The organism is Gammaproteobacteria bacterium (assembly GCA_036383255.1).
GTDB lineage: Bacteria > Pseudomonadota > Gammaproteobacteria > Natronospirales > REEB76 > DASUBN01.
This window is the reverse complement of the sequence record DASVOS010000013.1, coordinates 50,942-69,509: the sequence shown is the minus strand read 5'-3', so window position 1 is coordinate 69,509 and position 18,568 is coordinate 50,942. Positions and strand designations below refer to the sequence as shown.

General features: G+C 67.0%; 22 protein-coding genes. 5 read left to right on the top strand and 17 right to left on the bottom strand.

Annotation, left to right across the window (positions count from 1 at the left end; all coding sequences use genetic code 11):
- The first annotated feature begins 30 nt into the window (after window positions 1–30).
- The 3 genes from VF651_08650 to VF651_08640 are packed head-to-tail and all read left to right on the top strand — an operon-like array spanning window position 31 to window position 2,581.
- Window positions 31–930, top strand: a complete 900-nt coding sequence (locus tag VF651_08650; protein ID HEX7965772.1) for a DUF692 domain-containing protein — start codon at window positions 31–33, stop codon at window positions 928–930.
- Window positions 927–1,706: a DNA-binding domain-containing protein gene (locus tag VF651_08645; protein HEX7965771.1), complete on the top strand. Its 780-nt coding sequence runs from the start codon at window positions 927–929 to the stop codon at window positions 1,704–1,706. Before VF651_08650 ends, VF651_08645 begins: the two co-directional genes overlap by 4 nt.
- Window positions 1,703–2,581, top strand: coding sequence for a hypothetical protein (locus tag VF651_08640; GenBank protein HEX7965770.1), 879 nt, complete (start codon window positions 1,703–1,705; stop codon window positions 2,579–2,581). The genes VF651_08645 and VF651_08640 overlap by 4 nt, the downstream gene beginning before the upstream one ends.
- Window positions 2,582–2,593: 12 nt before the next feature.
- Here VF651_08640 and VF651_08635 read toward each other — a convergent pair whose 3' ends face one another.
- The 7 genes from VF651_08635 to VF651_08605 all read right to left on the bottom strand — a co-directional run bounded on the left by VF651_08635 (window position 2,594) and on the right by VF651_08605 (window position 6,353).
- The gene (locus VF651_08635; protein ID HEX7965769.1) at window positions 2,594–2,875 is read right to left on the bottom strand and encodes a hypothetical protein; all 282 of its coding nucleotides are present in this window, start codon (window positions 2,873–2,875) and stop codon (window positions 2,594–2,596) included.
- Window positions 2,876–2,895: 20 nt separating this feature from the next.
- Window positions 2,896–3,339, bottom strand: coding sequence for a phage holin family protein (locus VF651_08630; GenBank protein HEX7965768.1), 444 nt, complete (start codon window positions 3,337–3,339; stop codon window positions 2,896–2,898).
- Window positions 3,340–3,342: 3 nt separating this feature from the next.
- Window positions 3,343–3,678 (bottom strand): DUF883 domain-containing protein, encoded by a 336-nt coding sequence (locus VF651_08625; protein ID HEX7965767.1) that lies wholly within the window; start codon window positions 3,676–3,678, stop codon window positions 3,343–3,345.
- Between the two features lie 276 nt (window positions 3,679–3,954).
- Window positions 3,955–4,440, bottom strand: coding sequence for a DoxX family protein (locus tag VF651_08620; protein ID HEX7965766.1), 486 nt, complete (start codon window positions 4,438–4,440; stop codon window positions 3,955–3,957).
- Window positions 4,441–4,462: 22 nt separating this feature from the next.
- A complete protein-coding gene (locus VF651_08615; protein ID HEX7965765.1) occupies window positions 4,463–5,221 on the bottom strand; it encodes a DNA-binding domain-containing protein in 759 nt (252 codons plus the stop codon).
- Complete coding sequence (locus VF651_08610) at window positions 5,205–6,065, bottom strand: DUF692 domain-containing protein (GenBank protein HEX7965764.1); 861 nt, start codon at window positions 6,063–6,065, stop codon at window positions 5,205–5,207. The genes VF651_08615 and VF651_08610 overlap by 17 nt, the downstream gene beginning before the upstream one ends.
- 18 nt (window positions 6,066–6,083) lie before the next feature.
- Complete coding sequence (locus VF651_08605) at window positions 6,084–6,353, bottom strand: DUF2282 domain-containing protein (GenBank protein ID HEX7965763.1); 270 nt, start codon at window positions 6,351–6,353, stop codon at window positions 6,084–6,086.
- A 339-nt stretch (window positions 6,354–6,692) separates the two neighbouring features.
- Between VF651_08605 and VF651_08600 the strand changes: the two genes are divergently transcribed.
- Window positions 6,693–8,000, top strand: coding sequence for a DEAD/DEAH box helicase (locus VF651_08600; protein HEX7965762.1), 1,308 nt, complete (start codon window positions 6,693–6,695; stop codon window positions 7,998–8,000).
- Between the two features lie 47 nt (window positions 8,001–8,047).
- Here the strand turns inward: VF651_08600 and VF651_08595 are convergent, their stop codons facing one another.
- Genes VF651_08595 through VF651_08570 form a run of 6 tightly spaced genes read right to left on the bottom strand, consistent with a single transcriptional unit; the run spans window position 8,048 to window position 11,456 of the window.
- Complete coding sequence (locus VF651_08595; protein HEX7965761.1) at window positions 8,048–8,638, bottom strand: GNAT family protein; 591 nt, start codon at window positions 8,636–8,638, stop codon at window positions 8,048–8,050.
- Window positions 8,635–9,177 (bottom strand): FUSC family protein, encoded by a 543-nt coding sequence (locus VF651_08590; GenBank protein HEX7965760.1) that lies wholly within the window; start codon window positions 9,175–9,177, stop codon window positions 8,635–8,637. Before VF651_08590 ends, VF651_08595 begins: the two co-directional genes overlap by 4 nt.
- On the bottom strand, window positions 9,177–9,833 hold the full coding sequence (can, locus tag VF651_08585; GenBank protein ID HEX7965759.1) for a carbonate dehydratase: 657 nt from the start codon (window positions 9,831–9,833) through the stop codon (window positions 9,177–9,179). Before can ends, VF651_08590 begins: the two co-directional genes overlap by 1 nt.
- A 42-nt stretch (window positions 9,834–9,875) precedes the next feature.
- The gene (locus VF651_08580) at window positions 9,876–10,586 is read right to left on the bottom strand and encodes a hypothetical protein (protein HEX7965758.1); all 711 of its coding nucleotides are present in this window, start codon (window positions 10,584–10,586) and stop codon (window positions 9,876–9,878) included.
- Window positions 10,583–10,831 carry a DUF1272 domain-containing protein gene (locus tag VF651_08575; protein ID HEX7965757.1) on the bottom strand — a complete coding sequence of 83 codons (249 nt, stop codon included), beginning with the start codon at window positions 10,829–10,831 and terminating at the stop codon, window positions 10,583–10,585. Before VF651_08575 ends, VF651_08580 begins: the two co-directional genes overlap by 4 nt.
- Before the next feature lie 10 nt (window positions 10,832–10,841).
- Window positions 10,842–11,456: a hypothetical protein gene (locus VF651_08570; protein HEX7965756.1), complete on the bottom strand. Its 615-nt coding sequence runs from the start codon at window positions 11,454–11,456 to the stop codon at window positions 10,842–10,844.
- Between the two features lie 233 nt (window positions 11,457–11,689).
- Here VF651_08570 and VF651_08565 point away from each other — a divergent pair, with 233 nt between their 5' ends.
- A complete protein-coding gene (locus VF651_08565) occupies window positions 11,690–12,307 on the top strand; it encodes a LysE family transporter (protein ID HEX7965755.1) in 618 nt (205 codons plus the stop codon).
- On the opposite strand, the gene lpdA is transcribed toward VF651_08565, so the two are convergent.
- Genes lpdA through aceE form a run of 4 tightly spaced genes read right to left on the bottom strand, consistent with a single transcriptional unit; the run spans window position 12,304 to window position 18,456 of the window.
- Window positions 12,304–14,085: a dihydrolipoyl dehydrogenase gene (gene lpdA / locus VF651_08560; protein HEX7965754.1), complete on the bottom strand. Its 1,782-nt coding sequence runs from the start codon at window positions 14,083–14,085 to the stop codon at window positions 12,304–12,306. The two genes, VF651_08565 and lpdA, sit on opposite strands and share 4 nt — an antisense overlap.
- A 29-nt stretch (window positions 14,086–14,114) precedes the next feature.
- Window positions 14,115–14,495 carry a VOC family protein gene (locus VF651_08555; protein ID HEX7965753.1) on the bottom strand — a complete coding sequence of 127 codons (381 nt, stop codon included), beginning with the start codon at window positions 14,493–14,495 and terminating at the stop codon, window positions 14,115–14,117.
- Window positions 14,496–14,512: 17 nt separating this feature from the next.
- Entirely contained in the window at window positions 14,513–15,790 is a 1,278-nt protein-coding gene (gene aceF / locus VF651_08550; GenBank protein HEX7965752.1) for a dihydrolipoyllysine-residue acetyltransferase, read from the bottom strand.
- A gap of 11 nt (window positions 15,791–15,801) precedes the next feature.
- Window positions 15,802–18,456: a pyruvate dehydrogenase (acetyl-transferring), homodimeric type gene (aceE, locus tag VF651_08545; protein HEX7965751.1), complete on the bottom strand. Its 2,655-nt coding sequence runs from the start codon at window positions 18,454–18,456 to the stop codon at window positions 15,802–15,804.
- Between the last annotated feature and the right edge of the window lie 112 nt (window positions 18,457–18,568).

Below are 18,568 nucleotides of genomic sequence, written 5' to 3'. Positions count from 1 at the left end.
GTTTTCCTTTTAGAGGGGTAGAATCCCGGCGTGAGCAAGCAAGACCCCAAGACGCGTCCCTACCTCGGGTTCGGCCTCGGGCTGCGCACCGACCATTACGACGCGATCCTCGCACAGAAGCCGGCCCTGGACTGGCTGGAGATCATCTCCGAGAACTACATGGTGGACGGCGGCAAGCCGCTCCACTACCTCGACCGCATCCGCGCGCTCTACCCCATGGTGATGCACGGCGTGTCGCTGTCCATCGGCAGCGCCGACCCGCTGGACCGCGAGTACCTGAAGCGCCTGAAGGCGCTGGCGGCGCGGGTCGAACCCCAGTGGATATCCGACCATCTGTGCTGGACCGGCGTCGCCGGCATGAACCTGCACGACCTGATGCCCCTGCCCTACACCGAGGAGGCGGTCGCCCACGTGGCCGCGCGGGTGCGCGAGGTGCAGGACTTCCTGGGCCGGCAGATCCTGCTGGAGAACGTGTCCAGCTACGTGACCTACACCCAGTCCGCCATGAGCGAGTGGGAATTCCTGGCGGCGGTGGCCGAGGCGGCGGACTGCCTGATACTGCTGGACGTGAACAACATCTATGTGAGCAGCCACAACCACGAGTTCGACCCCCGCGACTACCTGCGCGGCATCCCCGCGGCCCGGGTGCGCCAGTTCCACCTGGCGGGCCACACCCACAACGGCAACATCATCGTGGACACCCACGACCATCCGGTGATCGGCGACGTGTGGCAACTCTACGCCGAGGCGCTGCGCAGCTACGGCCCGGTCTCCACCATGATCGAGCGCGACGCCCACATCCCGCCGCTCGCGGAGCTGATGGCGGAACTGGACCAGGCGCGCCGCATCGCCGCGCCCATCCTGAAGGGAGCTGCTGCACAAAGTGGCGTGCAGCCGCGACAGGACGTCGCGCTGGAATTGACACCATGAGCAAGCTCCTCACACTCGAGCAAGACTTCAAGGACTGCATGCTCGCCAATCAGGTAGACATGGGCGGGCACGTGGTGGGCACGGCGCGCGCCTCCGCGGAGGAGCGGGTCAAGGTCTACGTGGAAGGCTATCGCCTGCGCCTCTTGGAAGTGCTGCAGGACAACTTCACGGGACTGCACGGCCTCCTGGGAGACGCGCAGTTCGACGAGATGGGCCGCGCCTACATCGACGCGCACCCTTCCACCCACCCCTCGGTGCGCTGGTTCGGACGGCAGCTCGCCGGGTTCCTGCGCGACATTGCTCCCTACTCCGCTCACCCGCATCTCGCGGAGATGGCGGCCTTCGAGTGGGCCCAGGGGCTGGTGTTCGACTCGGCCGACATCGCTTCGCTGGATATGCAAGCGCTGGCGGCGGTGCCGCCCGAGGACTGGGCGCGGGTGGGCTTCGGCTTCCATCCTTCCGTGCAGCGGCTGGACCTCGCCTGGAACGTGCCCAAGCTGTGGCAGGCGCTGGAAGCGGAGGAGACCCCACCGGAACCGGATGCTTCCAAGCCCGGCTCGTGGCTGCTGTGGCGCAAGGACCTCACGACTCACTGGCGCTCCTTAGGGCCCGATGAAGCCTGGATGCTGGACGCGGCCCGCGGGGGCCGGCGCTTCGGCGAGCTCTGCGAGGGCTTATGTGAATGGCACGCGGCCGATTCCGTGGCCTTGCAGGCAGCGAGCTATCTCAAACTGTGGTTGAGTGATGGTCTCGTGACTGCCGTCGTGCTGGATTGAACCTCAAGCCCCTCGCCTTCCTCGCGCTGATCCCCGCCCTGGCCATGGCTGCCGCGACGCCGGTGCACGTGGATTTCCGGGCCACCGGACTCACGGTGACGGAACCCCAGGTGTTGAAGTGGATCGGCACGGCCGAGAAAGCCGTGACCCGTTACTACGGCCGCTATCCCGTGACGCGGGTGGACATCGAGGTGCGCGCCCATGCCGGCGGCGGCGAGCCTTCCGGCACCACCTACGGCGACGAGGATGGCGCCCTCATCAGGCTGGGCATCGGCCGGGACACGACGGATCAGGACCTGCAAGCGAGCTGGGTGATGACCCACGAGATGGTGCACCTGGCGTTCCCGCGGGTGGCGGACAACCAGCACTGGGCCGAAGAAGGCCAGGCCACCTGGGTGGAGCCCATCGCCCGCGCGCAGGTCGGCGACCTCGGCATGGATTACCTGTGGAAGGAGACCCTGCAGGGCATGCCCAAGGGCCTGCCGCAGGAGGGCGACCAGGGCCTCGACCGCACCGGCACCTGGGCGCGCACCTACTGGGGCGGTGCGCTCTTCTACCTCATCGCGGACGTCACCATCCGTGAGCGCACCCACAACAAGTTCGGATTGCAGGATGCGCTGGCGGCGGTGGTGGCAGCCGGCGGGACCGTGGAGGTCTCCTGGCCGCTGGAGCGCGCCTTCGCCGTGGGCGACAAGGCGGTGGGTGTGCCGGTGCTGGAGGAGCTCTACGCCGGGTGGAAGGATAAGCCTATGCCCGTGGACCTGCCGGCGCTGTGGAGAAAGCTGGGCGTGTCCTTGAAGGATGGCAAGGTGGTCTACGACGATTCGGCGCCGGACGCCGCCATAAGAAAAGCCATCACCGCGCCTCATCCCTGAGACGGGGGCCCATCAGCCCCGCTGCTTGAGCATGGCATGCAGGAACTTGCCGCCCCGGTACAGCGCGAGCCCGCGCGCCCACCAGGTGCGCAGCGGCGTCAAGCGCAGTCCTGTCGTCAGCAAAGTGGTCAAGGCCGAGAGCCCCGCCACCCTGGGATTAGCGCGCACGGAACCGGCCACGCGCAGTCCCAGCATCAGGGAAGCGAACGGTCCGCGCAGGTCCCGGTGGATCACCGCCAGCTCGCGGCGCTGGTGTGCGGCCCTGGCGACGAGCCCCGCCCGTCTTTGGGCCAATTCCCTTTGCCTGGCTTCCATCATCTGCGGCCGCCGGCGGCCCTCAGCATGGATTCGGCCTCATCGGGAGGCTCCTCTTCCAGCGCTGACCGGTCCTTGTGCAGTTCTTCCAGGCTGGCGGAGAACAAGCGCGACTTCCTGCCCAGCTGGCGGTACAACGACAGGCCCGCGACCAATCCCAGCACGGCGTGGAAGGCTATGACACCCAGCAGGGCTGCGATCCTGTGTCCCTCCCAGTTGAGCACCACCACCAGGAGCGAGAGGAAGATGACGGCGAGACCGGCGAAGAAAGCCGTGAGCGTGCCCAGGACCAGTATCCTCGCGAGCCGCAGACGCTCCTCCGCCAGCTCGACCGTCAGTATCTCCAGGCGCGTGGCGATCACCGAGATGGAGGTGATCGCCAGCGTCCGGAGCGAGCCCAGCAGGTCAGCATGGTGTTGGGGCGCGGGCTGGGCGCCGCCCATGGATCAAGTCCTGGAGGGCGTCATGGCACGCGTGACGATCAGCCCCACTACGAAGCTGATGCCGCTGGCGATGAACAGGGAGCGCCAGGGATTCTCCCGCACGTAGACATCCGTGGCCTGCGCCGTGGCCTTGCTCTTCTCCACGACGAACCTCTCGGCCGAAGCCAGGCGCTCGGCCACCTTCGCGCTGATGGCGGTCACGTTATCGCTGCCCTGGGCGGCGGCCTCGCCCAGCAACTGTTCGCCGTCGGAGACGACGGACTTGAAGTCAGAGGAAAGCTTGTCCTTGCCGGCGGAGATCCTGTCACGGTTGGACTGCGGGGGCATATTGCTGCTCATGATGTGTACTCCTGGTGACTTGAAGTGTTTTTTCCAGCGGTCGGGTCGTGCCGGCGCGCTGCCGTGAAAGTCCGGCCGACGGAACATACAGCACGTCTGTGGCCGTCTCAGTGCACTGGTCCTCAAAATGGAGAGGCGATCAAAATTTTCCGGAGCGCACTCGGTGCACAAGCGCACCATGCACGGCGAGCGGCAGGGCCGCGATGCGCGCGCCCGCCAAAGAGAGACGGGGCCTTGCGGCCCCGTCTCATAAGGTAGGTCATCATCCCTATCGATCTACGGCCTCAGCTTGGGGGACATCTTCAGCAGCAGATAGTCCACGGACAGCTTGCCCGGCCCGTAGACGAACGTCACCAGCAGCATCAGGCCCCAGATCTTGTGGTCGTTGAAGCCGTCGCCGAAGAGGCCGGTCCAGAAGCCATCCGGCCACAGGTCCGGGTAGGACACCACGCAGATGATGTTGTAGACGAACATGAACCCCGCCGAGAGGCGGCCGAAGAGGCCAATGGCGAGCAGCACCGGCACCGTGAGCTCGATGCCGGTGCCGAGGTAGGCGGCGAAGTCCGGCGGCAGCAGCGGCACGTGGTACTCGTTCTCGAAGATGGCGATGGTCGAATCCATGTTGTGGATCTTCACCAGGCCGGCGCGGAAGAACGCGTCCGCCACCCACAGGCGCAGCGCCAGGTCCACCAGCGGCCTCAGGTACTGCAACCAGTCCACGCCCTTGTAGTAATAGTCATGCGCTCGCGCGAAAGCCTTCATCCCCGTCCTCCCCTCGCTTGTTTCAGAAATAGAAGCTGGTCAGGATCTCGTCCCGCACCAGCGCCGCGAACCTCTCCTGCACGTCGAAATGCGGTTCCTGCTGCAGTGCCGCGCCGCAGGCATCCTCGAAGGTCGCGCCCCGGCACAGCAGCTTCAGGAAGGCATATTCCCCCGGCGTGAGCAGGCGCATCTCCACGTCCAGCCTGGGCCGCGAGAGCAGCACGCATTCGCCGCCGCGCGTGAAGTCCAGCTCCCCCTCGGGCTCCGCCTGCTGGCAGAACTGCCAGATGCTGAGGATGGGGAAGCGCGAATCCAGCGCCCGCGCCGCGGGCTGGTGGTGGAAGCACAGTTCCGGGAGCCGCTCCTCGGGCACCTGTGCCAGGGAGTGCAGGTCCATGGGCAGATGCGGCGGCGCGATGGCGGTCTGCAGGCGGCGCCATTCCAGCGCCGCCACGTCGCCGAGATACGGCAGCGACGCGGCGGGGGCATAGCCCTGCAGGAACATCGGGAAGGCGCCGCCGTAGTCCTGCAGGTTGCCGCTGTGGGAAGGGTTGTGCGCGATGTAGGCCTCCGCGGCGGTGGCGAAGAACGCCTCCCCTACCAGCCGCTCGGTCGCGGGATAGGCCGCCCGCAGCGCGCCCTGCAAGGCGCTGAGATGGTTGTGGCGATACACCTGCAGGCGGCGCGCGCCCGGCAGACCGCGCTCACGCAGCGGCAGCACCACGTCTCCGCCACGCAGGGCCTGGGCGAAGTGGCGTTGCAGTTCAGGCAGCCGCTGCATGGCACCGTCCGAGGTGGCTCTCGGCCTTGGCGGCCTCGCTCATGAGCGTGCCGAATGACGGCAGATCGTTGTCCCACTCGATGAGCGTGGGCTTGGGGCCCATGAGCTCGAGGGCGTGGACGTACAGCGCCCACACCGGGTCCGCCACCGGCCGGCTGTGGCTGTCGATGAGGAGGGTGCCCTGCTCCAGCTCCCTGCGCAGGTGGCCGGCGAGATGGATCTCCTCCACGTCCCGGCCCGGGATGGACGCGAGGTAGCGGCGCGCATCGAAGCCGTGGTTCTCGGCGCTCACGTAGATGTTGTTCACGTCGAGCAGGATGCCGCAGCCGGAACGGGCCGCCACCTCCCGCAGGAAATCCCATTCCGGGATCGTCGAGTGCTCGAACTCGAGATAGCTCGAGACATTCTCCACCAGCAGGCGCCGGCCAAGCCGGTCCTGGGCTTCGGCGATGCGCGCGGTGACGTGCGCGAGCGCTTCCTCGGTGTAGGGCAGCGGCAGGAGGTCATGCAGGTGGGAACCTGCGGCGGTCCAGCACAGATGCTCGGAGACGAGCGCGGGGCTGAAGCGCGCGATGGCCTGCTTGAGGTGCTGCAGGTGAGCCGCGTCCAGGGGATCGCAGCCGCCCAGCGACAGGCCCACGCCGTGCAGGCTCAGGGCGTAGTCGCGGCGCACCGCATCCAGCTCGGCGACCGCGCGGCCGCCCGGCGCGAAGTAGTTCTCGCTGTGGACCTCGAACCAGGCGACGGCGGGCTTGTGCTCGAGCACTTCCCGCAGGTGGGGCGCCCGGAGGCCGATCCCCGCGCGTGCGGGGACCGGGTCCGGACGGGATACCGTCGTATCCATGGCTGATCCCCTGGGGACTCAGCCCTTCTTGGCGGGCGCGGTGGTGGTGCCGCCGGCCAGCTTCTCGCACAGGCCCTTCGGCAGGTACACGAAGGCATCCGCCTGGTGGTCCTTGGTGGCGCTGCCGGCACAGGAGTTGGTGGCGGTGGCGCAGTCGTTCTGGTGGGCCGCGGCCACGCCGAAGCACTTCTCCTGGGCGGGCTTATCGGCCGCCATGGCGGACGCGGCGGCGATGGTCGCGACACCCGCCACGGCGGCGGTGATGGCGAGCTTGATGTCTCTGTTCATGGTCCAATCCTCCACTTGGGTTTTGAAGACATTCGCGGGAATCCCCGCACCCAGACTACTCGAAAGCCGTCCGGATGGAGGCACCCGCCTCTGCCTCCCAAGACCCCAGGACCCCCCGATTTGTTACGCCGGAAGGGGTTTCCTGACTGATTTCATTAGGTAATCCGGGCCCGGGCCTGTATAATGCCCCCCGAGTTTGACGTGGCACGATCCGGTCTCAAGTCCCCGCAAACCTGTCGCGGCGTACCTTCCAAAGTATCCCCGATCCTTAAGTAACCCATCCATGCCTGGACCGGCAGTGCGCCTCAAGTGCGCCAGCAGGCTTCTCCAGGAGCAAAAATGTCATTCGATTCCCTCGGCCTTTCGGCCGAACTGCTGCGTGCTGTCAAGGAACAGGGCTACACCGAGCCCACTCCGGTTCAGGCGCGCGCCATCCCCGTGGTCATCTCCGGCCGCGACCTGCAGGCCGCCGCCCAGACGGGCACCGGCAAGACCGCAGGCTTCACCCTGCCCCTGCTGCAGCGGCTGCACACCGTCGCTGCCCCCTCCGGCGGGCACAAGCATCCGGTACGGGCGCTGATCCTCACCCCCACCCGTGAGCTCGCTGCCCAGGTGGCCGAGAGCGTCTCCGCCTACGGCAAGTACCTGCGCTTCTCGAGCGCGGTGATCTTCGGCGGCGTGAACATCAACCCCCAGATCGACAAGCTGCGCCGCGGCGTGGACATCGTGATCGCCACTCCGGGCCGGCTGCTGGACCATGTGGAGCAGCGGACCATCGACCTCTCCAGGGTCGAGATCCTGGTGCTGGACGAAGCGGACCGCATGCTGGACATGGGCTTCATCCGCGACATCCGCCGGGTGCTGGCGCTCTTGCCCGTGAACCGGCAGAACCTCATGTTCTCCGCCACCTTCTCCGACGAGATCCGCGCGCTCGCCGCCGGCATCCTGCGCGCGCCCGAGACCATCGACGTGGCGCCGCGCAACTCCACCGCGGAGCGCGTCAGCCAGCGCATCTACCCCGTGGACCAGGGCAAGAAGCGCGCGCTGCTCTCCAAGCTCATCACCGAGGGCGACTGGAAGCAGGTGCTGGTGTTCACCCGCACCAAGCACGGTGCCAACCGCCTGGCCGAGCAGCTCGGCAAGGACGGCATCCACTCCGCCGCCATCCACGGCAACAAGAGCCAGGGTGCGCGCACGCGCGCGCTGGCGGACTTCAAGTCCAACCGGGTGCGGGTGCTGGTGGCGACCGACATCGCCGCGCGCGGGCTGGACATCGACCAGTTGCCGCACGTCGTCAACTACGAGCTGCCGAACGTGCCTGAGGACTACGTGCACCGCATCGGCCGCACCGGCCGTGCCGGCAGCTCCGGCGAGGCCATCTCGCTGGTGGCGGGCGCCGAGCGCGGCCTGCTGCGGGACATCGAGCGGCTGCTGCGGGCCGAGTTGCCGCGCACGGTGGTGCCGGGCTTCGAGCCGGGCAGCGGCGGCGGCGAAGAGCCTGACAGCCGTCCACCGCGCCAGCACCATGGACAGCGCCGCCACTCCGGCGGCGGCCAGCGCCAGGGCGGCGGGCATCACCATGGCCACGGCCGTGGCCAGGGCCGCGGCAACGGCCAGCGCCGCAACGGCAACAGCGGTAACCGCTAGAGATTGACGGGGGACGTCGAAGCCCGCGGCGCGAGCCGCGGGCTTTTTTATGCGCGGCTGAGTCTGGCTTCGAGACCGGCTTTCACGCCGGGCCATTCGTCGTCCAAGATACTGAAGTAGACCGTATCCCTGATACGGCCTGAGTAAGTCATCATGTGCTTGCGTAGGATGCCATCCTGTTTCGCGCCGAGCCGCAAGATGGCATTCCGCGACTTGTCGTTCAGGCCATCGGTCTTCAGTTCCACCCGGGTGCAGCCCAGCACCTCGAAGGCATGGCGCAGCATCAGGTACTTGGCCTCGATGTTCACGGCGCTGCGCTGCCAGGGCTTGCCGATCCAGGTCCAGCCTATCTCCAGGCGCCCGTCCGGCACGCTGATGTTGGCGTAGCGGGTGCAGCCCACGACCTGTCCCGTCTCCTTCAGCGTGGTGGTGAACGGCACGGACATGCCGCGGCGCTGTTCATCCAGCGCGAGCTCCACGTAAGCCTGCATCTGCTGCCGGTCCAGCACCCGCGTGGGTATCCACTGCCACAGCTCCGGCTCCAGGCCCACGGCGCAGAGGCCGTCCAGGTGGCCCTGACCCAGGGGCACGAGGCGTACCTGGGTGCCCTCGAGGGTGACGGGCGCGGGCTTGATCACGTGGGTGCGTTGCGGCGCACGAACACGCGCATGGAGTAGACGCTGAGGATGCACACCCCGATGCCGATACTGGACTCCACGAAGCGCAGGAACGCGTTCAGGAACGGCGGCACACCGGGCGAGGACTGGCTCAGGGCGGCGATGATGACCACGGTGGCGGCGGCGAGGCGCGCGTACTCGAAGATGTCCACCAGGTAGCAGATGGCCAGCGTCAGGCCGGCGCAGAGCGCCATGCCTACCATGCCGAAGCCGAACAATGTGAGGTACAGCCCGGCGATGAGCGCGCCAATGAAGGTGCCGATGCTGCGCAGCAGCGAGGACTTCAGGGTCTCGCGGATGGTGCTCTGCAGCACCACCAGTCCCGAGATCACGGACCATACCCCGCCCACCTCCGCCGAGGGCCCGTGGAAGATGGCGGTGAAGCGCGAGCCCAGGTAGTAGGCCAGCAGCGTGATGAGCACGCCCTCGGCGGCGATGACGAGGGTCATGCGCCGCGGCTTGCGGAAGATGGCAGCGGGACGCCAGGCGACGGGGCGCATCAGAACGCGGCGCCGGGCATGACCTTCTGGGCCAGGAGCGTCTCCAGCTCCTTGGCGCCGCTGATGTCCACGCCGATCTCCTTGAGCAGGCCGCTCTGCAGGCGGTACACCCAGCCATGCACGTTGAGCGGCTGGCCGCGCGCCCAGGCGTCCAGAACGATGGTGGTGCGGCAGACGTGCAGCACCTGCTCGATGACGTTGAGCTCGCAGAGCCGGTCGAGGCGAGTCTCATGGGTGGGACGGATGCCGATATCGGATTCGTACTTCTCGGCGACGTCCTTCACGTGACGGAGCCAGTTGTCGATGAGACCGAGGGAGGCGTTGCCGTAGGCAGCCTGCACGCCGCCGCAGCCGTAGTGGCCGCAGACGATGACGTGCTCGACCTTGAGCACATCTACCGCGTACTGCAGCACCGAGAGGCAGTTGAGGTCGGTGTGCACCACCACGTTCGCCACGTTGCGGTGCACGAACACCTCGCCCGGCATGAGGCCGATGATCTCGTTGGCGGGCACCCGGCTGTCGGCGCAGCCGATCCACAGGTACTTGGGGTTCTGCTGGGCCGAGAGTCGCTGGAAGAAGTCGGGCTTCTCTTTGACTATCCCCTCTGCCCACGCGCGATTGTTGGCGAAGAGTTCCGGGAGCTTGTTCTTGTTCATGCCGCCTGCCCCTCGATGATCATCGTTGCTCTCTCCTGCCGTTCAATCGCCGCCGAAGCGGAAGGAATCCAGGAACGCGGCGGCGCGGCCGTCCACCGACAGCGCCTTGTCTATCGCGTCGTCACCTGTGGCCGGCGGTCCGGGCGGCGGCGCGGTGCAGGCCTTGCAGCCCACGGGCCACTCCATCCACAGCACCGCGACCTTGCCCTCGCGGGCGGCCGTGTACATCAGTATATAGGCCGTGTAGTCCTCGGCCATCCACTGGGGATCCTGGGTCAGGGTGGTCATCGGCGTGCGCTCGGTGTAGAGCCGCAACAGGCCCTGGGTGGCACCGGTGTGCCAGGGCCGTTCCTCGACCAGCTGCATGGGCTCGCCCCGTGCCGCCACCATCTGGCGGGCGAAGAACCGCATGGCGCCATCCGCCACGCGGCCGATGTCCGGCGTGGAGCGGCCGTCGCTGGAGAACTCCTCGACGTAGGCGCGGTAGTACTCCCCCGGCCTGTCGAGCGGCATGAAGCTCGCATAGCTCAGGTTCGGGTGGTACTCCTCGGTGAGGCTGAGGTTGCGGTAAGCCGGGTCCAAGGGCGCGACGGGCGTGGTCACCCCGAACCAGTCGCGCATGTCATGGTAGCGGCCCTTGTCCAGGTGGCCGTACAGCACGCCCTTGACCAGCACCGGGCCCTGGGCAGGCGCGGGTGCGCCGGCGCAGCCGGCCAGCAGCAGCGCGGCGAGGATAGCGCGTGAGGCCTTCAAGCGGCGGCGCCGGCGCACTTGGGGTTGTGGACGCGCTTGCCGGAGGGCGGGTACTTCTCCAGCAGCCGTGCGGGACGCATGGGCCGGGGCTTCAAGTCGCCGCCGCAGTTGGGGCACATGCCCTTGAGGCGTCCGCTGGCGCAGGCGGCGCAGTAGGTGCATTCGAAAGTGCAGATGAGCGCTTCGGCCGAGTCCGGCGGGAGGTCCCGGTCGCAGCATTCGCAGTTGGGGCGCATCTCGAGCATGGCTCTCTCCTCAGAACGGATGGGACGCGGGCGGCGCGAGGGTGACGGGCGCCGGCGGCGTGATGGCAGGCAGCGTGGAAGTGGCGGCGGGCGGGGGCGCGTCTAGCCCCAGGCCGTAGCGCGGGTTGGAGCACAGGAGGTGCGCGGTGGGATACGGCAGGAATGCGTTCCGGGCGTAGTCGTAGGCCCAGGCGGATTCGAAGCGGTCGAACCACTGCTTGTCCAAGTCGTAGTCCACCACCGCCACCACGCGGGAGTTGGGCGCGCCATCGTCCATGCAGCTGCCCATGGCGAACATCTGCCCGGCCTTCAACAGCGGCACGTCCTGCACCGCCACCACCTGCCAGACCTGGGTGAGCCGGTTGGGCGTGGTGTTCTGGTCGGCGCTCAGGAGGTAGTGATCCCCCTGCCACACGAGCGACATGCCCCAGTCCACGCCGGGGCGGGACTCGTCGAACTGCATGGTGTCCTGGTCCACCAGGAACTTGGGACCGTATACCGTCTTGGGATCCTTGCCGATGTACTGGTTGAGTTCCCTGGGCACGCAGCCGCAGACCACGAGCGCCGCCAAGGCGGCCGGAAGCAGGCGTGCAGGGATGCGCTGATGGGATGCCCAAGGCTGCATGTGCCCATTCTAACGTGACGCGCCGCGCGGGTCTTGGACCAGATGCTTGACAGGAAGCGGGCCAGCCCTAAGATAGCCGCCCCATGAAGACCACCCGCCTCCGCCGCACGTTGCAGCAAGCGAGCCGACAACCTTGAGGTCCGGCACTGGGCAGCCATGCCCGCATGTTTTCCTCAAGAAAACCGCCGGACAGGCGGTTTCTTTTTTTGAGCTTCTGTTCGGAGGATGGGGAAATGGGTATCGAACTATTCGCGCGGGGACTGCTCATCGGCTTCGCCATCGCGGCACCGGTGGGGCCCATCGGCCTCCTGGTGATCCGCCGCACCCTCACGGAGGGACGCCTGCTGGGCCTGCTCACGGGGCTGGGCGCCGCCGTGGCGGACGCGCTCTACGGCTGCGTGGGGGCCTTCGGCCTCACCTTCATCTCGAGCTTGCTCATGGGCTACGCCTTCTGGACCAAGCTGATCGGCGGGACTTTCCTGGTCTATCTCGGCATCAGTACCTTCCGGTCCAAGCCGCAGGAGGAGAGCACGGGTGCCTCTAACGTACGCTATGCGACCGCCTTCCTCTCCACCCTGGCGCTGACGCTCACGAATCCCGCCACCATCCTCTCGTTCATGGCGGTGTTCGCGGGTTTGGGACTTGGGACGACGGCGGGAGACTACGGCGCGGCGGGGGTCGTGGTGGCGGGCGTGTTCGTGGGCTCGGCCATCTGGTGGCTGCTGCTCTCGGGCGGCGTGGCGCTGGTACGCCACAAGCTCAAGCCCGCGACCCTGCAGTGGATCAATTACGCTTCAGGTGCTTTCCTGTCCGCCTTCGGCATCTATGCACTGGTGAGCCTGGCTTTCTAGTGCTTCTTCGGTGCGTAGAGGTCTGTGATGGTACCCTCGAACACCTCCGCTGCCAGCATCACGCTCTCGTTGAGGGTCGGATGCGGGTGGATGGTGAGGCCGATGTCCTCGGCGTTGGCGCCCATCTCGATGGCGAGGGCGAACTCGCCGGTGAGCTCGCCGGCGTTGACGCCGGTGGCCGCCGCGCCGATGAGCCGGCCGGTGCTCTCCTCGAAGATGAGCTTGGTCTGGCCGTCGGTGCGGTCGATGGAGCGGGCGCGTCCGGAGGCGGCCCAGGGGAACACGCCCTTGCCGTAGGCGATGCCCTTCTCCTTGGCCTCGGTCTCGGTCATGCCGACCCAGGCCACTTCGGGGTCGGTGTAGGCGACGGACGGGATCACGCGCGCGTCGAAGAAGCGCTTATGGCCCGCCGCCACTTCCGCAGCCACGTGGGCCTCGTGGCTGGCCTTGTGGGCCAGCATGGGATTACCGACCACGTCGCCGATCGCGAAAATATTTGGCGCGGACGTGCGCATCTGCCGGTCCACGGGGATGAAGCCGCGCTCGTCCACCGAGACGCCCGCCTTCCCGGCATCCAATAGCTTGCCGTTGGGCCGGCGGCCCACCGCCACCAGCACGCGGCCGTAGGTCTGGGGTTCCGGCGCGCCGTTGCCCTCGAAGCTGGCCTTGATGCCCTGCTTCGTCGCTTCCAGCTTCGCCACCTTCACGCCCAGCAGGATCGATTCGTAGCGCTTCTTGATACGCTGCTCCAGGGGGCGCACCACGTCCCGGTCCGCGCCGGGGATCAGGGTCTCGGTGAGTTCCACCACGGTGACCTTCACGCCGAGGGCATCGTACACGCAGGCCATCTCCAGGCCGATGATGCCGCCGCCCACCACCAGCATGCGCTCCGGCAGGTCCTTGAGCTCCAAGGCTCCCGTGGAATCCATGATGCGCGGATCGTCCGGCAGGCCCGGGATCTTCGTCACGGAGCTGCCGGCGGCGACGATGCACTGCTCGAACTTGATGACGGTCTGCTTGCCGTCCTGTTCCGCCGCGAGATGGTGCGGCCCCAGGAACTTGGCCGTGCCCGTGACCACCTGCACCTTGCGCTGCTTCGCCAGCATGGCGAGGCCGTCGGTGGACTTCTTGACCACCTTCTCCTTAAAGCCACGCAGCTTGTCGAGGTCGATCTTGGGCTCGCCGAACACCACGCCGTTCTCGGCCATGGCTTCCGCGTCCTCGATGACCTTGGCGGCATGCAGCAGCGCCTTGGAGGGGATGCAGCCCACGTTGGTGCAGACGCCGCCCAGCGCCGCGTAGCGCTCCACCATCACGGTGTTGAGGCCGAGGTCCGAGGCGCGATAGGCGGCGCTGTAGCCGCCCGGGCCGGAACCGATGACCACGAGCTGGCATTCGATGTCGTGCTTGCCGGAATACTCGGGCACGTTCGCTGCGGCGGCCGGCGCGGGCTTGGGTGCTTCTGCCTTGGGAGCAGCCGCAGCGGGTGCAGGGGCAGCAGGTTTGGATGCGGCGGGCTTTGCCGTGGCGGCAGCTTCGTCCACTTCCAGCACGGCGACGAGGGTGCCTTGCGAGGCCTTGTCACCCTTCTTGAGCTTCACTTCCTTCACCACGCCCGCGGCGGGGGAAGGGATGTCCATGGCGGCCTTGTCGGTCTCCAGGGTCACGAGCCCCTGTTCCTTCGCGACCTGCTCGCCGGCTTTCACCAGCACGTCGATCACGTCGACGTCCTTGAAGTTGCCGATGTCCGGGACTTTGACTTCGAGGGTCTTGGCCATGGGTTCAGCCTTTGGTTCGGAGGCCGGGATCAGTCCCAGCGGTTGGCGTTCTTGGGAAAACCGGGGCGCTGGATGCGCACCACGCAGAAGCGCTGGCCGCTGGGGGCCTGCATCACCACCCAGCGGGGCAGCTCCGCCACCACGGTGGCACCCAGCTTCTGCAGGCGCTTCACCTCGGCGGGGATGTCGTCGGTCTCGATGTCGATGTGCACCCGGCTCTCATGCTCCACCTTCTGGATCTCGACGATGGGCTCGTCGGGCGGGGTCTCCAGCATGCGGTAGTTGCCGCGAGTGGCGGGATGCTTGTGATCGACCGGACGGCCGAGGGCGGCGCCCCAGAACTCGGCGGCCGCATCCACGTCATCGGTCTTGCAGTCGATAAGCACGGCACAAAGGCGAGAGTGATGCATTTGCTATCCCTTGCGCCTTAGAGCACGAGCCCCCGGGCTTCCGACAGGATCTTGGAGAGGAAGGTGGTGAAGCGCGCTGCGGAAGCGCCGTCGATGACACGGTGGTCGTAGGACAGCGACAGCGGCAGCATGAGGCGAGGCTGGAAGGCCTTGCCGTCCCACACCGGCTTCATCTGGGACTTGGAGACGCCGAGGATGGCCACTTCCGGCGCGTTCACGATGGGCGTGAAGGCGGTACCGCCGATGCCGCCCAGGCTCGAGATGCTGAAGCAGCCGCCCTGCATCTCGTCGGCCTTGAGCTTGCCGTCGCGGGCCTTGGCGGCGAGCTCGCCCAGTTCCTTCGCCACCTCGAACACGTTCTTCCTGTCGGCGTCGCGGATCACCGGCACCACCAGGCCGTTGGGGGTGTCGGCCGCGAAACCGATGTGGATGTACTTCTTCATCACCTGGTTCTGGCCCGACGCATCCAGGGAGGAGTTGAAGTCCGGATACTCCTTGAGCGCGGCGACGCTGGCTTTCACCAGGAACGCCAGGGGCGTGAGCTTGGCGCCGATCTTCTCGGCGTCCGCCTTCAGTTCCTTGCGCAGGGTCTCGAGGTCGGTGATGTCCGCCTCGTCGTGCTGGGTGACGTGGGGCACGTTGACCCAGGCGGCCTGCAGGCGCGGGCCGGATATCTTCTTGATGCGGGAGAGCGGCTTCACCTCGACCGTGCCGAAGCGCGCGAAGTCCACCTCCGGCACCTTGGGCAGCCCGCCGCCGGCGACGGCACCGCCCTGCATGACAGCCTTCACGAAGGCCTTCACGTCATCGGGCGTGATGCGCCCCTTGCGGCCGGAGCCGTTGACGCGGGAGAGGTCCACGCCCAGTTCGCGGGCGAACTTGCGCACCGAGGGACCCGCATGGGCCTTGCCGAAACCGGACTCGTTGATGGGCGGCAAGGAAGCGGGCGCCGCAGCGCGCGGGACCTGAGGTGCGGGCGCAGGAGCGGCTTTCGGCGCTTCCTTCGCGGGTGCCGCGGCCTTGGTTGGGGCGGCAGCGGCAGGCTTGGATGCCTCCGCCTCCGCGTCCATGACGAGCACCAAAGTGCCTTCCGAGACCTTGTCGCCCTTCTTCACCGCCACGCTCTTGACGGTGCCGGCGTAGGGCGCGGGCACGTCCATGGCGGCCTTGTCGGTCTCGAGGGTGATGAGCCCCTGCTCCTTGGCGATCTTGTCGCCGGCCTTGACCATGACCTCGATGACCTCGACGCCCTGGAAGTTGCCGATGTCCGGGACTTTGACTTCTTTTTCCGCCACGGCGCTTCTCCTTACACCGTGACCGGGTTGGGCTTGTTGGGGTCGATGCCGTATTTCTTCATGGCCTCGACCACCTTCTTGGCATCCAGCTGGTTTTCATCTACCAGTGATTTAAGCGCCGCGACCGTGACGTAACGGCGGTCCACCTCGAAGAAATGGCGCAGGCCGGTGCGGGTGTCGCTGCGGCCGTAGCCGTCCGTGCCCAGCACCGTGTAGCGGCGTGGCACGTACTCGCGCACCTGGTCGGCGAAGAGCTTCATGTAGTCGGTGGCGGCGATCACCGGGCCCGCATGCTTCTCCAGCATCTGGGTCACGTAAGGGATGCGGGGCTTCTCCCCAGCATGGAACAGGTTCCAGCGGCTGCAGTCCTGGCCCTCGCGGCGCAGCTCCGTGAAGCTGGTGGCGCTCCACACGGCCGCCGACACGCCCCATTCCTTCTCCAGCATCTCGGCGGCAGCCTCCACCTCTCGCAGGATGGTGCCGGAGCCCATGAGCTGCACGCGCAGCTTGTTCTTGCCGCCTTCCTTCAGGAGATACAGGCCCTTGAGGATGCCCTGTTCGGCGCCCGCCGGCATGGCCGGCTGCACGTAGTTCTCGTTCATGCAGGTCAGGTAATAGAAGACGTTCTCCTGCTCCTGGAACATGCGGCGCATGCCGTCCTGCACGATCACCGCCACCTCGTAGGCGTACGTGGGATCGTAGGACACGCAGTTGGGGATGGTGGAGGACATGATGTGGCTGTGGCCGTCCTCGTGCTGCAGGCCCTCGCCCTCCAGCGTGGTCCTTCCTGCGGTACCTCCGATGAGGAAGCCACGGGCCTGGATGTCGCCCGCCGCCCAAGCCAGGTCGCCGATGCGCTGGAAGCCGAACATGGAGTAGTAGATGTAGAACGGCACCATCTGCACGCCGTGGTTGCTGTAGGCGGTGGCCGCGGAGATCCAGGAGGACATGGAGCCGGCCTCGGTGATGCCCTCTTCCAGGATCTGGCCGGACTTGTCTTCCTTGTAGAACATGAGCTGATCGGCGTCGGCGGGCTCGTAGAGCTGGCCCACGGAGGAGTAGATGCCGATCTGGCGGAACAGGCCCTCCATGCCGAAGGTGCGCGCCTCGTCCGGCACGATGGGCACGACGTGCCTGCCGATGCCCTTGTCCTTCACCAGCGCGGTGATGATGCGCACGATCGCCATGGTGGTGGAGATCTCGCGGTCGCCGGTGCTCTCGAGGAAGGTCTTGAAGAAATCCAGCGCCGGCACCGGCAGCGCCTTCGCCTTGCGGCGGCGCTGCGGGAGGAAACCGCCCAGCTTCTCGCGGCGGGCCTTGAGGTACTTCACCTCGTCGCTGTCCGCCGGCGGACGCGCGAACGGGACCTTGCCGATCTCCTCGTTGCTCACCTGGATGTTGAACTGGTCGCGGAAGGACTTGAGCGCGTCCTCGTCCAGCTTCTTCTGCTGGTGCGCGCCCATGGCGCCCTGCCCGGCCTTGCCCATGCCGAAGCCCTTGACGGTCTTCGCCAGGATCACGGTGGGCTGCCCCTTGTGGGTGACCGCCGCCTGGTAGGCCGCATGCACCTTGCGCGCGTCGTGGCCGCCGCGGTTCAGGTTCCAGATCTCCTCGTCGCTCATGTTGGCGACCATCTCCAGGAGTTCCGGGTACTTGCCGAAGAACTTCTCGCGGACGAACTTGCCGTCCTTGGACTTGAAGTTCTGGTACTCGCCGTCCACGCATTCCATCATGAGGCGCTTCAGGAGGTCGTCCTTGTCGCGCTCCAGCAGCGGGTCCCAGCGCGAACCCCACAGCACCTTGATCACGTTCCAGCCGCTGCCGCGGAAGTTCGCCTCCAGCTCCTGGATGATCTTGCCGTTGCCGCGCACCGGGCCATCCAGGCGCTGCAGGTTGCAGTTGACCACGAAGATGAGGTTGTCGAGCTTCTCGCGGGAGGCGAGGGAGATGGCGCCGAGCGACTCCGGCTCGTCCATCTCGCCGTCGCCCAGGAACGCCCACACCTTGCGGTCGCTCTCGGGGATGAAGCCGCGATGCTCCATGTAGCGCATGAAGCGCGCCTGGTAGATGGCCTGGAGGGGCCCCAGGCCCATGGACACCGTCGGGAACTGCCAGTAGTCCGGCATCAGCCAGGGATGCGGGTAGGAGGTGAGGCCGTCCCGTTCCACCTCGCGGCGGAAGTTCAGGAGCTGTTCCTCGGTGAAGCGCCCTTCCAGGAAGGAGCGGGCATAGATGCCAGGCGAGGAGTGGCCCTGGATGTAGATCATGTCGCCGCCGTTGTCCTGGGTCGGCGCGCGCCAGAAGTGGTTGAAGCCCACCTCATATAAGGTGCCGGAGGAGGCGTAGGTGGCGATGTGGCCGCCGATGCCGCTGTTGGCCTTGTTGGCATGCACCACCATGGCCATGGCGTTCCAGCGCAGGTAGGCCTCGATGCGTTTCTCGATGGCGCGGTCGCCGGGATAGGCCGGCTGCTGGTTGGCGTTGATGGTGTTGACGTAAGCGGTGTTCGGACTGTACGGCAGGTAGGCGCCGGTACGGCGCGCTTTATCTATCAGCTGTTCGATCAGGTAGTGGGCGCGCTCGGCGCCCTCCACGTCCAGGACGGACGCCAGGGCATCGAGCCACTCGTGGGTCTCGGCCGGATCCAGGTCCTCGATGTTCGTCATGTCGTTCGCCATGGCAAGGCATGCCCTGTGGTTGTCGCGTCGTACGGGGAATAAAAACCCCGCCGCCGCGGGGTGTACGGCCGACTTAAGGCCGTCCCGATGCTGGTGTCGC

Bases quoted from the DNA above. Each gene is read 5' to 3' on its own strand.
- aceE (HEX7965751.1), bottom strand. From the start codon at position 18,456: ATGACGAACATCGAGGACCTGGATCCGGCCGAGACCCACGAGTGGCTC.
- VF651_08625 (HEX7965767.1), bottom strand. From the start codon at position 3,678: ATGAGCAGCAATATGCCCCCGCAGTCCAACCGTGACAGGATCTCCGCC.
- VF651_08615 (HEX7965765.1), bottom strand. From the start codon at position 5,221: ATGCAGCGGCTGCCTGAACTGCAACGCCACTTCGCCCAGGCCCTGCGT.
- VF651_08605 (HEX7965763.1), bottom strand. From the start codon at position 6,353: ATGAACAGAGACATCAAGCTCGCCATCACCGCCGCCGTGGCGGGTGTC.
- VF651_08620 (HEX7965766.1), bottom strand. From the start codon at position 4,440: ATGAAGGCTTTCGCGCGAGCGCATGACTATTACTACAAGGGCGTGGAC.
- VF651_08575 (HEX7965757.1), bottom strand. From the start codon at position 10,831: ATGCTCGAGATGCGCCCCAACTGCGAATGCTGCGACCGGGACCTCCCG.
- VF651_08565 (HEX7965755.1), top strand. From the start codon at position 11,690: ATGGGTATCGAACTATTCGCGCGGGGACTGCTCATCGGCTTCGCCATC.
- VF651_08570 (HEX7965756.1), bottom strand. From the start codon at position 11,456: ATGCAGCCTTGGGCATCCCATCAGCGCATCCCTGCACGCCTGCTTCCG.
- VF651_08645 (HEX7965771.1), top strand. From the start codon at position 927: ATGAGCAAGCTCCTCACACTCGAGCAAGACTTCAAGGACTGCATGCTC.
- lpdA (HEX7965754.1), bottom strand. From the start codon at position 14,085: ATGGCCAAGACCCTCGAAGTCAAAGTCCCGGACATCGGCAACTTCAAG.
- VF651_08600 (HEX7965762.1), top strand. From the start codon at position 6,693: ATGTCATTCGATTCCCTCGGCCTTTCGGCCGAACTGCTGCGTGCTGTC.
- can (HEX7965759.1), bottom strand. From the start codon at position 9,833: ATGAACAAGAACAAGCTCCCGGAACTCTTCGCCAACAATCGCGCGTGG.
- VF651_08610 (HEX7965764.1), bottom strand. From the start codon at position 6,065: ATGGATACGACGGTATCCCGTCCGGACCCGGTCCCCGCACGCGCGGGG.
- VF651_08555 (HEX7965753.1), bottom strand. From the start codon at position 14,495: ATGCATCACTCTCGCCTTTGTGCCGTGCTTATCGACTGCAAGACCGAT.
- VF651_08590 (HEX7965760.1), bottom strand. From the start codon at position 9,177: ATGCGCCCCGTCGCCTGGCGTCCCGCTGCCATCTTCCGCAAGCCGCGG.
- VF651_08630 (HEX7965768.1), bottom strand. From the start codon at position 3,339: ATGGGCGGCGCCCAGCCCGCGCCCCAACACCATGCTGACCTGCTGGGC.